The 11620-nt window shown below is 57.0% G+C and carries 12 protein-coding genes; all 12 read left to right on the forward strand.

Translation table 11 applies throughout. The features are described from left to right. Positions 1 to 5 precede the first annotated feature (5 nt). The 12 genes from U9M73_RS00060 to U9M73_RS00115 all read left to right on the forward strand — a co-directional run bounded on the left by U9M73_RS00060 (position 6) and on the right by U9M73_RS00115 (position 11614). Positions 6 to 914 carry a LysR family transcriptional regulator gene (locus U9M73_RS00060; RefSeq protein WP_036644893.1) on the forward strand — a complete coding sequence of 303 codons (909 nt, stop codon included), beginning with the start codon at positions 6 to 8 and terminating at the stop codon, positions 912 to 914. A 103-nt stretch (positions 915 to 1017) separates the two neighbouring features. After that, positions 1018 to 1845 (forward strand): transporter substrate-binding domain-containing protein, encoded by an 828-nt coding sequence (locus U9M73_RS00065; protein WP_323075802.1) that lies wholly within the window; start codon positions 1018 to 1020, stop codon positions 1843 to 1845. Between the two features lie 30 nt (positions 1846 to 1875). Then, entirely contained in the window at positions 1876 to 2661 is a 786-nt protein-coding gene (locus U9M73_RS00070; RefSeq protein WP_323075803.1) for an amino acid ABC transporter permease, read from the forward strand. Further along, on the forward strand, positions 2658 to 3368 hold the full coding sequence (locus U9M73_RS00075) for an amino acid ABC transporter permease (RefSeq protein ID WP_127576339.1): 711 nt from the start codon (positions 2658 to 2660) through the stop codon (positions 3366 to 3368). Before U9M73_RS00070 ends, U9M73_RS00075 begins: the two co-directional genes overlap by 4 nt. After that, positions 3365 to 4117, forward strand: coding sequence for an amino acid ABC transporter ATP-binding protein (locus tag U9M73_RS00080; protein ID WP_009224587.1), 753 nt, complete (start codon positions 3365 to 3367; stop codon positions 4115 to 4117). The genes U9M73_RS00075 and U9M73_RS00080 overlap by 4 nt, the downstream gene beginning before the upstream one ends. A gap of 29 nt (positions 4118 to 4146) precedes the next feature. Then, on the forward strand, positions 4147 to 5163 hold the full coding sequence (locus U9M73_RS00085) for an LLM class flavin-dependent oxidoreductase (protein ID WP_127576337.1): 1017 nt from the start codon (positions 4147 to 4149) through the stop codon (positions 5161 to 5163). Between the two features lies 1 nt (position 5164). After that, complete coding sequence (locus U9M73_RS00090; RefSeq protein WP_127576336.1) at positions 5165 to 6364, forward strand: amidohydrolase; 1200 nt, start codon at positions 5165 to 5167, stop codon at positions 6362 to 6364. Beyond that, entirely contained in the window at positions 6361 to 7515 is a 1155-nt protein-coding gene (solA, locus tag U9M73_RS00095) for an N-methyl-L-tryptophan oxidase (RefSeq protein ID WP_127576335.1), read from the forward strand. The genes U9M73_RS00090 and solA overlap by 4 nt, the downstream gene beginning before the upstream one ends. Before the next feature lie 85 nt (positions 7516 to 7600). After that, positions 7601 to 8080, forward strand: coding sequence for a DinB family protein (locus U9M73_RS00100; protein ID WP_009224591.1), 480 nt, complete (start codon positions 7601 to 7603; stop codon positions 8078 to 8080). Positions 8081 to 8126: 46 nt separating this feature from the next. Then, on the forward strand, positions 8127 to 9467 hold the full coding sequence (locus U9M73_RS00105) for an LLM class flavin-dependent oxidoreductase (RefSeq protein ID WP_009224592.1): 1341 nt from the start codon (positions 8127 to 8129) through the stop codon (positions 9465 to 9467). Positions 9468 to 9547: 80 nt separating this feature from the next. After that, positions 9548 to 10120 (forward strand): NADPH-dependent FMN reductase, encoded by a 573-nt coding sequence (gene ssuE / locus U9M73_RS00110; protein WP_009224593.1) that lies wholly within the window; start codon positions 9548 to 9550, stop codon positions 10118 to 10120. A gap of 135 nt (positions 10121 to 10255) precedes the next feature. After that, positions 10256 to 11614 carry an LLM class flavin-dependent oxidoreductase gene (locus U9M73_RS00115; RefSeq protein ID WP_323075807.1) on the forward strand — a complete coding sequence of 453 codons (1359 nt, stop codon included), beginning with the start codon at positions 10256 to 10258 and terminating at the stop codon, positions 11612 to 11614. Positions 11615 to 11620: the final 6 nt, after the last annotated feature.

Consider the following 11620-nt stretch of genomic DNA (forward strand, 5'->3'; position numbering starts at 1 on the left):
TCTTTTTGAACATCGATCATATTGAGGCGTTTGTATACATCAATCACTACGGCAGCTTCAACAAAGCGGCGGAGGTGTTATTTCTTTCGCAGCCGACGGTGACCGCGCGGATTCAATCGCTGGAGCGGGAGCTGGATTGCCGATTGTTCGATCGCTTGGGGAAACAAATCCAGCTGACGGAGAAGGGAAAACAATTTCTGCCTTATGCCCAGCAAATCCTCCAGATCTACCAAAAGGGAAAACATCATCTCCATTCCCGGCCGGGTACCCCTGAGGAGCTTCGGATTGGCAGCACCGTTTCCGTGTCCAACTATTTAATGCCGCACCTGCTCGTGCTTCTGCATCAACGCTTTCCGCTGATCAACTTCAAGGTGACAACCGGTCCGACTGACGTTCTGGCAGGCAAGCTGGCGGCCAAGGAAATCGATGTGGCATTTGCACGCAAGCAGATGAGTCCGTCGTTCCAATCCTATCCTTTCTATGATGATCCGATCCGGCTATACGTGTATAAGGATCACCCGCTTGCCGCTGCCGGAAGTGCATCCATCCGCGACATCCGGCGGGAACCGCTGGTGTTCTTCGAATGCGGCTCCCTCGACTGGATGCGAATTCACCGCGCGTTCGAAAGCCTGGAGCAGCCGCCAAACATCGTGTTTCAAGTCGATAATGCCGAGACTGCGAAGAAGCTTGTGATCAGCCGGGCCGGCATCTGCTTTCTCCCTGGGTTGTCCGCCAGACAAGAAGTGCAGGAGGGAATCCTCGTGCCGGTAGACATCCTTGAGACGGCAGGCGTTTCTTTACAAACCCACCTTATCTCCCTCAGCGGTGAAAACAACGTGTTTTTGGACGCTTTGTTAGAGCTAGGCGCTTCTCCTATCGACGATTTGCATGTACCCATAGAAAAACTCGATTAGACGTGTAACAAAAATCACAGTAAAGTAGTGTCAACATAATCCTGACTAAACTTATAGGGATTGTAAAACAAAGATCACCGTGAATAAGGAAGGGGTTAGAGACATGAAGAGATGGTTAAGTGCAGCGGCCGTACTGGTGTTAGCGGGGGCGCTGGCAGGATGCGGAGCGGGAGCGTCCGGCGGGACGGAAGCGAAGGATACGGCGGCGAGTGCGGACACGGGGGAAGTGAAGAAAATCATCGTAGGGACGGGCACAGGCTTTCCGAAAGTATGCTTTATCGACGAGAACGGGAAATTAACCGGATTTGACGTTGAGCTGGTCCGCGAGATCGATCAGCGTCTTGAGGAATATGAATTCGAGTTCCAGACCCAGGAGTTTTCCAACCTGCTGCTGAGCTTGGAGACGAAGAAGATCGATTTTGTCGCTCATGAGATGGAGAAGAACCCGGAGCGGTCCGAGAAATACCTGTTTAACAAAGAGCCCTACGCGCACTGGAGAAATAAGATCATCGTCGCGAAAGACAACAATACGATTCATTCCTTGGATGATTTGAAGGGGAAGAAGGTGTTGACCTCACCAACCAGCGCGCAGGCACAAATTTTGGAGAACTACAACAAGGAAAATAACAATGCTATCGAGATCGTGTACCAGAGCGGTGCAGCCAACGATACGGTCAGCCAAATCACTTCCGGCCGCGTCGAAGCCACATTGGGAGCGGACTTCTCGCTGTCGCTGATCGATCCTCAAGGCAAGCTGAAGACGACCGGGGAGGAGCTGTCACAAGCCGATATTCTCTTCGTCTTCCGCAAAGACGATCCGGAGGGACAGAAGCTGGCGGATGCGATCGACGGGGTCATCAAGGAATTGAAGGCGGATGGAACCTTAGGCAAGCTGAGCAAGGAATGGCTGGGAGAAGACTTCACTAGCTAATCAACAAGGCGGGAAAGGAGGGAGATTTTCATGGGGGCACCGTTTGATTTTTCTTTCGTGATCAGCGCCTTTTCGAAGCTGTGGTCGACGCTGGGCGTCACCTTGCTGATTGTGGGCGGGTCGCTGCTGACGGGAATGATCGTCGGGTTTGTGATCGCGTTCCCCCGGCTGTATCGGATTCCGGTGTTGCAGCAGTTTTCGAAGGTATATGTCTCTTTTTTCAGAGGGACGCCGATCTTGATCCAATTGTTCCTGTTCTACTATGGCTTGCCGGAGCTGTTGAAGCTGGTCCACCTGGATATCTCCCGAGCGCCCGTGTTGTTCTTCGTCATTTTGACCTACGGCCTGCACACCGGAGCCTTTATGTCGGAGATGATCCGCGCTTCGGTGACGGCCGTGGATCGGGGACAGGTCGAAGCAGCCTATGCGATCGGGATGAAGGGGCATCAAGCATTCACCCGAATTGTATTGCCGCAAGCGTTGGCGGTGGCGGTGCCGGTCTTCTCCAATATGGTGATTGCCTTGTTGAAGGATACTTCGCTGGCGTTTACCCTTGGCGTCATGGAACTCACCGGCAAAGCCCAGACGCTTGGCGCGCTTACTCAGCATTTTATTGAAGCGTATTTGGCTCTGGCGTTCATCTATTTGGTCGTGAGCTTCACATTAGAGAAGCTGCTGCGGGCCGCCGAACGGCGTTTGCTGAAGCATGAGCAGACGGATGGGGCGGAGAGAAGGAGGTTCCGGATCGAGCGGAAGCCATCGCTTCGGGCCATGTTCGCCGGGATCGGCGCGGAGAAAGGAGGCGCAAAACTATGAAAATCGACCCTTCGTTTATCTGGACGGCCTTCGTTCAGCTGTTATCGGCGATTCCCACCACCTTAATGATCACTGCCGTGTCCGTCTCGGTTGGGTTTGTCATTGGCGTGATCACCGCGCTGTTCCGGCTGTATCGGGTTCCTGTGCTGGGGCAAATCTCCACCGCTTATGTCACCTTTATTCGCGGAACGCCCATGCTGACGCACTTATTGCTGATTTACTTCGGGTTGCCGGTCATTATTGACGGCTTATCGGAGGGGTTCGGCTGGGGCTTTAAGTCCGCCTCCATTCCGATGATTGCTTTTGCCTATATTTCCTTTTCTATCACGGCCGGGGCTTATATGTCCGAGGTCGTCCGCTCGGGGCTGCTGGCGGTGAACCGCGGGCAGCTCGAAGCAGCCTATTCCATCGGGATGACGACGTTTCAGGCGCTGCGGCGGATCGTGTTCCCCCAGGCGCTGGCGTTCAGCCTGCCGAACCTGTCCAACTCGGCGATCGGGATGCTGCACGGGTCGACGCTGGCTTTTACCGTATCCGTCGTGGATATTAACGCGAAAGCGCAAATCGTTGCCTCGACCAACTGGAAGTTTTTTGAGGCCTATGTTGCGGCGGCGTTGATTTTCTGGGGGCTGACCGTCCTGATCGAACGGCTCACGGCGCGGCTCGAGAAACGAATCCAACTTTACAATCGGGGGGGAGTGGCATGATTCAGCTTCGTCAATTATCCAAGTCTTTTGGGCGCCAGCAGGTCTTAAAATCGATTGATCTGACGGTGAACCAAGGCGATGTCGTAGTCATTCTGGGACCAAGCGGCTCCGGCAAAACGACGCTGCTGCGATGCATCAACTATCTGGAGAAGCCCAGCGGCGGCGAGATTGCCATCGGCGATTACCGGGTGAACTGCAGCCGCGCGACCAAGAAAGACATTCATGCCCTCCGGCAAAAGACGGCGATGGTGTTTCAGCAATATAACTTGTTTCGGCACAAGACGGCGCTGGAGAACGTGATGGAAGGCTTGGTGATCGTCAAAAAAATACCCAAGGAAGAAGCCAAAGCCCGCAGCATCGCTTTGCTGGAGAAGGTGGGGCTGGCCGGTAAGCTGGACGCTTATCCAAGCCAGCTGTCCGGAGGCCAGCAGCAGCGGGTGGGCATTGCCCGAGCACTGGCGCTTGAGCCGGAGGTTATTTTATTTGACGAACCTACGTCGGCGCTGGACCCGGAGCTGGTTGGCGAAGTGCTGGAGGTCATTCGCAAGATTGCCAAGGAAGGGATCACGATGATCGTCGTGACCCATGAGATGGGGTTTGCCCGGGATGTGGCCAACCACGCCGTATTTATGGACGGCGGCGTCATCGTGGAAGAAGGGAGCCCGGCGGAGCTGCTGTATCATCCGCGTGAAGAGCGGACGAAGCAGTTTCTGAAACGGATTACCCCTGAGCCGAGCTATAGCATTTAAGCATTTAGGATTTAGGAGGCGAAAGAGAGATGGGACTCACGATTAGCGTGTTGGATCAAAGCCCGGTTTACCCGGGGGAGAGTGCGGAGCAGGCGTTTAAGCATACCGTATCGCTGGCCCGCAAATCCGAGGAGCTGGGGTTCCGGCGGTTTTGGGTGTCTGAGCATCATGATTCGGAGCAGGTGGCCGGTTCCTCGCCCGAGGTGCTGATTTCCTACCTTCTGGCGAAAACGAGCACGATCCGGATCGGCTCCGGCGGCGTGATGCTCCAGCATTACAGCCCATATAAGGTGGCGGAAAATTTCAACGTGCTGGCTTCTCTGGCGCCGGGGCGGGTCGACCTTGGCGTTGGCCGGGCTCCAGGAGGTTTGCCGAAGAGCACGCAGGCTTTGCAGCAAGGTGTAAGGGAATCGGCGACCCTGACGGACAAAATCGTGGAGCTGCGCAAATACGTGCAGAACCGCCTGGAGGCGGACCATCCGCTGGCCGGATTGCGCGCGGCCCCGCTCCCGGCGGAGGCTCCTGAGCTCTACGTGCTTGGGGCGAGCGTGGATAGTGCGCAAATCGCTGCAGGACTAGGCTTGCCTTATGTGTTTTCCTTGTTTATTAACGGGGATCCGGCGATTGCGCTCAAGGCGATCCAAACCTACCGGGAGAGATTTGAGGCGTCCCACGGTACCGAGCCTCAAGTCATCCTGGCGTTGTCCGTCATCGTCGCCGAATCTGAAGCGGAAGCCGCCGAGCTTGCCGGCAATCAGAAGGTTGTGAAGGTGCGGCTCGCCAGCGGCAAATTGGTGACGCTTGGCACACGGGAGCAAGCGGAAGAGTTCGGCCGTCAGGCCGGAGAGCCCTATACGATCGAGGAGCAGGAGCCTTGGATTGTTAAAGGGACCAAGGCAACGGTCCGGGAGCAGCTGTTCGCGCTGCAGAAGGACACCGGCATCGAGGAAGTGATTGTCACCAGCAATATCACGCCTTTCGAGAAGCGAGTCCGCTCCTTTGAGCTGCTTCGCGAAGCATTAGTCGAAGTGACGGTGGAGGCGTAACATGTCTAACGATACTTATACGACTCAAGAGTTGTCCGGTACAGCGGCAGAGCGGTTCGTAGAGATTCGCCGGGAGTTGCACCGGTACCCGGAACTGTCAAACGAAGAGTTCGAGACGACCCGTCAAATTCGCGGCTGGCTGGAGGAAGCGGGCATCCGGATCCTGGACATTCCGCTGACAACGGGGCTGGTAGCCGAGGTTGGCGGGCTCCAGGGCGGGCCGGTGATCGCGCTTCGGGCGGATATCGACGCACTGCCGATTCAGGAGGAGACGGGACTCCCGTTTGCTTCGGCGAATCCCGGCAAGATGCACGCCTGCGGGCATGATTTCCATACTGCCGCCCTGATCGGTACGGCGTATGCGTTGAAAGCGCGGGAGGCAGAGCTGAAGGGCACGGTCCGGCTGATCTTCCAGCCAGCCGAAGAGAAGGCCAAAGGCGCGCGGCAAGTCATCGCCAGCGGGGCGCTCGACGGGGTGCAGGCGATCTTCGGCATGCACAATAAGCCCGATCTTCCCGTCGGGACGATCGGGATCAAGAGCGGCGCGCTTATGGCCGCCGCCGATGGCTTTGTTGTAGAGGTCGCCGGACGGGGGACCCACGCTGCCGTGCCGGAAGCCGGCAACGATCCGATCGTCACCGCCGCGCATCTCGTGACGGTGCTGCAATCGATTATCAGCCGGAACGTTGGTTCCCTGGAAAGTGCCGTCATCAGCGTCACGAAGCTGCACAGCGGCACGGCGTGGAACGTCGTCCCTGAAACAGCGCTGCTGGAGGGCACGATCCGCACCTTTGATGAAGAGGTACGGCGGCGGGTGCTGCAGCGCTTCGAAGAGGTGGTTCAAGGAGTGGCGGCTGCATTTGGCACGACAGCTTCCGTCCGCTGGATCGAAGGGCCGCCGCCCGTGCTGAACGATCCCAAGCTGGCGGAGCTTGGGCTGGCGGCCGCAGAGGCGGCGGGGTATCAGGGCATCATGCCGGTTCCGTCGCCGGCAGGAGAGGATTTTTCGTGGTATCAACGGGAAGTTCCGGGGCTCTTCGTCTTTATGGGGACGGATGGGCCGCAGGAATGGCATCATCCAGCCTTTGATCTTGACGAGCGGGCGATTCCGGTAAGCATCGGCTTCTTCACGAAGCTGGCGGAGCTGGCATTGGAGGAGCTGGCACGGGATAACCGACGGAAGGAAGGCGCGTCCCGATGAGCACGCCCGCCGTTTATGACGTCATCGTCGTTGGCGCAGGCTCCATGGGGATGAGCGCCGGGTACTATTTGGCCCGTAAGGGGCTGCGAACGCTGCTGATCGATGCTTTTGATCCGCCGCACCGGGAAGGCAGCCATCACGGCGAACCCCGGCTGATCCGGCATGCTTACAGCGGAGATCCCGTGTATACGGAATTGGCGGTTCGCGCCCACCGCTTATGGAATGAAGTGGAGGAGCTGACCGGAACTCGGCTGCTGGAGCCGTCCGGCGTGCTGAATATCGCGGATCGCACCATCTATTCCTTTAAGGAGCGAATTGCGCAATCGGAGGCGCTGGGCGTCCGTACGGAATGGCTGGATGCGGCAGAAATCCGCGCCCGCTGGCCAGAGCTGACGATCCCGGATTCGTTTGAGGCGATGTATGAGCCGGACGCCGGGTACTTGTACAGCGAGCGATGTGTGGAGGCGTATCGCAAGCTGGCGTTGGCACAAGGCGCGGAGCTGCTGACGTACGCCATCGTGCGGGATTTGAAGGTACACAGCGGAGCAGGCGGCGTGACGGTTTATACCGCGGACGACAAGTTTCATGCCGGGGCCGTTCTGCTTACTGCCGGGGCATGGTTCAGCACGCTCGCCCCGTTCGTCAACCTTCCCATTCGCGCCGTGCGCAAGGTGGTCGGATGGTTCGAGACAACCGGTCCTGGCTTCGACGCGGGACGTTTTCCCGGGTTTACATTGGGGACGCCGGAAGGCGGGTATTACGGGTTCCCGAACATCGGCGGAGCCGGTCTTAAGATCGGCCGCCATGACGGCGGAATCCCCTGGACCCCGGGGGAGACGTTGGCGCCTTTCGGAAGCCGTCCCGAGGATGAAGCGGATTTGCGCCGCGTGCTGTCAGCCTATATGCCGGGGGCGGCCGGCCGCCTAAAGCAAGGCGCGGTCTGCAAATACGAGATGTCGCCGGATGAGGACTTTATCATCGACCGGCATCCAGAGCACCCGCAGGTTTGGGTGGCGGGCGGCTTTTCCGGACACGGCTTCAAATTTGCCAGCGTGATTGGGGAGCGGCTTGCGGACTTGGTTGAAAAAGGGAAGACGGATGACTCGCTGCGGCCGTTTGCGCTGGATCGTTTTGGCCAGTTGGCGAAGTAGAGAGATTTGGCGCTGGACCTGATTGGGCCAGTTGGCGAAGCAGGGAGTTCGGGAAGAAGCTTAATTTGGAATCGGAGGGGATGGCATGACTAAAGTAAATTTTGAAGCTTTTTTGAATACACATGGACAGCTCGTTACGGCCATTGATGGCCTCAGCGAGGAGCAGACCACTTGGAAGCCAAAGCCGGAGAGCTGGAGCGTACTGGAGGTATTAACCCACTTGGTGGATCACAGTATCGTTGTCTCTTTTCGGATCCGGGATATTCTGGCGGGAACGGAGGCGCGGCTGCCGGCTTTTAACCAAGACGCCTGGATCAGCGGGCAATATGCCAACGCAGGTAAAGTCTCCGATGTGCTGCAGGCCTTTCATGCGTTGCTTTTGTACAACAGCCTGCTGTTAAGCCGCCTGGATGCGGCCGACTTGGAGAAAACCGGCGTGAACGCCAAGGGAGAAACTGTCTCCATCAAGGATATTGTCGAGGGCTTTACCAACCACGTCCAACGTCATTTGGGGCAAATCGATCGAATCAAACAAGCAGCCGGGTTTGCCCTAAGCAAGAGCTAAGGGCTAGGAAACGAACGATACCCAAACGATAAGGAGGAACGAGATCATGGCGAAACCAAGACAACTCAAATTAGGCGCATTATTGCACGGGGTAGGAGGAGGAACCTCCCTGTGGCGTCATCCGGATGTGCAGGCGGATGCCAGCGTGAATATCGACGTGTATAAACGTTGGGTGCAAAAGGCGGAGGCCGGCAAATTCGACCTGGTATTTATTGCGGACGGCTTATACATCACGGAGAAATCGATCCCCCATTTCCTGAACCGCTTTGAGCCCTTAACGCTCCTCAGCGCCCTGGCGGCGGTCAGCAAGCATGTGGGTCTGGTCGGAACGTTGTCCACTTCGTACAGCGAGCCGTTTACCGTTGCCCGGCAGTTCGCCTCCTTGGACATGATCAGCGGAGGGCGCGCAGGCTGGAACGTCGTAACCTCCCCGTTGGAAGGCTCGGCGCTGAACTATGGGAAGAAGGAGCATCCGGACCATGCCAAACGTTACCGGATTGCCACCGAGTTTCTGGAGGTGGTCCGCGGTCTGTGGGATTCGTGGGAGGACGACGCATTTGTGCGGGATAAGGAGACGGGGGTATTTTTTGATCCGGAAAAAATGCACACGCTGAACCACGTCGGAGAATTCTTCTCGGTGAAGGGGCCGCTGAACATCGCCCGCTCTAAGCAAGGGCAACCCGTGATCTTCCAGGCGGGCTCCTCTGAGGTCGGCAAAAATTACGCAGCCAAGCACGCGGACTCCGTGTTCACCGGGCATGAGACGATCGAGGACGCGCAAGCTTTCTACCAAGATGTGAAGTCCCGCGCCGCATCGTTTGGACGGAATCCGGAGGAAGTCCTGATCTTTCCGGGGATCAGCCCGATCCTTGGCCGTACGCCGGAGGAAGCGGAACGCAAATATCAAGAGGTCGCCAGCCTGGTGACGATCGAGAATGCGCTGGACTATTTGGGCCGTTTCTTCGAGCATCATGATTTCTCCCAATATCCGCTGGATGAGCCGTTCCCGGATGTCGGGGATTTGGGCAAAAACAGCTTCCAAAGCAGCACGGATAAAATCAAAAAAGACGCCAAGGAAAAAGGGTTGACGTTAAGACAAGTGGCGCTTCAAGTCGCAACGCCGCGCGGCGGATTTATCGGGACGCCGGTGCAGGTCGCAGACCGGATTCAGGCCTGGTTCGAGGGAGGCGCAGCCGACGGGTTTATGATTACCGCTGCCGTTCCGAACGGGCTGGAGGATTTTGTGGATCTGGTCGTACCGATTCTGCAGGAGCGCGACCTGTTCCGGACTGAATACGAAAGCGATACGCTGCGCGGCAACCTGGGCCTGCCGTTTCCGGAGAACCGATATACGCTGGAGCGTAAAGCGGTAGCGGCTAAATCCTGAGGCGGGTACCGGCATGCTGAGGTGGTGCCGTTAGCTTTGCAGTATCAGGAGATGGATTACGAATAGGAGGAGATCAAATTATGAGCAAAATCGTTATTATCGCTGGGAGTCCAACCTTAGGTTCACGGTTGTTCGGATTAACGGATTACGTACAGGAGAAGTTGACCCAAGCGGGCAATTCCATCGATTGGTTCTCGGCGGCAGAGCTGCCGGCGGAGGATTTGCTCCGGGCGAATTTCAACAGCGAGGTTGTGAAGGAGCTGAACGCAGCGGTTGAAGCGGCCGATGCCGTTATCATCGCCAGCCCGGTCTATAAAGCGTCTTATTCGGGCGCGCTGAAGACGATCCTGGATTTGATCCCGCAAAAAGGGCTCCAAGGCAAAGTAGTGCTGCCGCTGTTCATCGGCGGGACGATTGCCCATTTGCTGGCGGTGGATTACGCGTTGAAGCCGGTGGTTGCGGCGCTTGGCGGAACTCATATTCTCAGCGGTGTATTTGCCGTCGATCAATGGGTTAGCCGGTTGGAGAACGGCGGGTTTGCGCTGGAAGAGCAGCTTCGGGTGCGGCTGGACGAGGAGGTAGCCGAGCTGAACCGGGAACTGGCCCGTTATCGGCTTGGGGCAGAGGAGCAGAAGCAAGGCCAGGTTGTGTAAATTCAGAAGGCGATGTGCCTGAAGGTGAAGGAGAGCCTCACGGGATTCTGTGCTGCACTAATGCCGACTAAACATATGAGTTAATGATTGATTAGAGTGTCATGATTTCTAAATTAAACAAAGGTGGAGTGAACAATGGGTTCCCATTCCAATAGACAGCTCCGGTTCGGAGCCGCGATTCATGGCGTAGGGAGCAGCCATACGGCGTGGAGGCATCCGCAGATTCCTTCGGATGCCAGCATAAGCCTTGCTTTTTATACGCAACAGGCGCAAATCGCTGAAAACGGAAAATTCGATTTTGTGTTCATTGCGGACGGTCTCTACATCAATGAAAAATCGATCCCGCATTTTCTGAACCGGTTCGAGCCGATTACGATCTTGTCTGCGCTTGGCGCTGTAACTTCACGGATCGGCCTGGTCGGAACGCTGTCGACCTCGTACAGCGAGCCCTTTACGGTCGCCCGGCAGTTCGCGTCGATCGACCATATTAGCAAAGGACGGGCCGGTTGGAACGTTGTGACTTCACCTTTGGAAGGGACGGCCCTCAATTTTGGCGGCAAACCGCACCCCTCGCATTCTGAGCGATACCGAATCGCCGAGGAATATTTGGAGGTCATCAAAGGCCTGTGGGACTCCTGGGAGGATGACGCTTTTATTCGCGACAAGGAGAGCGGGGTTTTCTTCGACCCGTACAAAATGCATCGGTTGAATCACGAGGGCGAGTATTTCTCCGTACAGGGCCCGTTAAACATCGCGCGTTCCAAGCAGGGCCAACCAGTCGTGTTCCAAGCCGGCTCCTCCGAAAGCGGCCGCAACCTTGCGGCCAAGACGGCGGACGCGGTATTCACCGGACCGGAGACGCTTGAAGAAGCCAAGGCGTTCTATCAGGACGTGAAGCGGCGCGCCGTCGAAAATGGGCGTTCCCCTAATGAGATTCTGATCTTCCCGGGAATCGGTCCAATCATTGGCCGGACTGAGGAGGAAGCGGAGCGGAAATACCGCGAAATCGCCGAATTGGTGACGCCGGACAAAGCGCTGGAGTACCTTGGACGGTATTTTGAGCACCATGATTTCTCCCGATATCCGCTGGATGAGCCGTTCCCGGATCTGGGCGATTTCGGTTCGAACAGCTTCCGCAGTACAACGGAACGTATCAAGAAACGGGCGAAGGAGCAGAACCTGACGCTCCGGGAAGTTGCGCTGCAGGAGGCGACGCCAAGGACGGTGTTCTTTGGCACGCCGGAGAAGGTTGCGGATATTGTGCAGCAATGGTTCGAGGAACAGGCGGCGGACGGTTTTATTATCGGAGAAAGCGTTCCGGGCGGGCTGAGAGATTTCGTGGAATGGGTCGTGCCGATTCTGCAGGAACGCGGATTGTTCCGCACCGATTATGAGGCGGATACGCTTCGCGGCAATCTGGGGCTGCCTGTGCCGGTGAACCGTTACACGGCGCAGAGGGCGCTGCAACAGGCCGGCAGCGTTCGGTATGTCTGATCAAAC

Source organism: Paenibacillus phoenicis (assembly GCF_034718895.1).
Classification (GTDB): Bacteria; Bacillota; Bacilli; order Paenibacillales; family Paenibacillaceae; genus Fontibacillus; species Fontibacillus phoenicis.

Bases quoted from the DNA above. Each gene is read 5' to 3' on its own strand.
- U9M73_RS00065 (WP_323075802.1), top strand. From the start codon at position 1,018: ATGAAGAGATGGTTAAGTGCAGCGGCCGTACTGGTGTTAGCGGGGGCG.
- U9M73_RS00070 (WP_323075803.1), top strand. From the start codon at position 1,876: ATGGGGGCACCGTTTGATTTTTCTTTCGTGATCAGCGCCTTTTCGAAG.
- U9M73_RS00075 (WP_127576339.1), top strand. From the start codon at position 2,658: ATGAAAATCGACCCTTCGTTTATCTGGACGGCCTTCGTTCAGCTGTTA.
- U9M73_RS00080 (WP_009224587.1), top strand. From the start codon at position 3,365: ATGATTCAGCTTCGTCAATTATCCAAGTCTTTTGGGCGCCAGCAGGTC.
- U9M73_RS00085 (WP_127576337.1), top strand. From the start codon at position 4,147: ATGGGACTCACGATTAGCGTGTTGGATCAAAGCCCGGTTTACCCGGGG.
- U9M73_RS00090 (WP_127576336.1), top strand. From the start codon at position 5,165: ATGTCTAACGATACTTATACGACTCAAGAGTTGTCCGGTACAGCGGCA.
- solA (WP_127576335.1), top strand. From the start codon at position 6,361: ATGAGCACGCCCGCCGTTTATGACGTCATCGTCGTTGGCGCAGGCTCC.
- U9M73_RS00100 (WP_009224591.1), top strand. From the start codon at position 7,601: ATGACTAAAGTAAATTTTGAAGCTTTTTTGAATACACATGGACAGCTC.
- U9M73_RS00105 (WP_009224592.1), top strand. From the start codon at position 8,127: ATGGCGAAACCAAGACAACTCAAATTAGGCGCATTATTGCACGGGGTA.
- ssuE (WP_009224593.1), top strand. From the start codon at position 9,548: ATGAGCAAAATCGTTATTATCGCTGGGAGTCCAACCTTAGGTTCACGG.
- U9M73_RS00115 (WP_323075807.1), top strand. From the start codon at position 10,256: ATGGGTTCCCATTCCAATAGACAGCTCCGGTTCGGAGCCGCGATTCAT.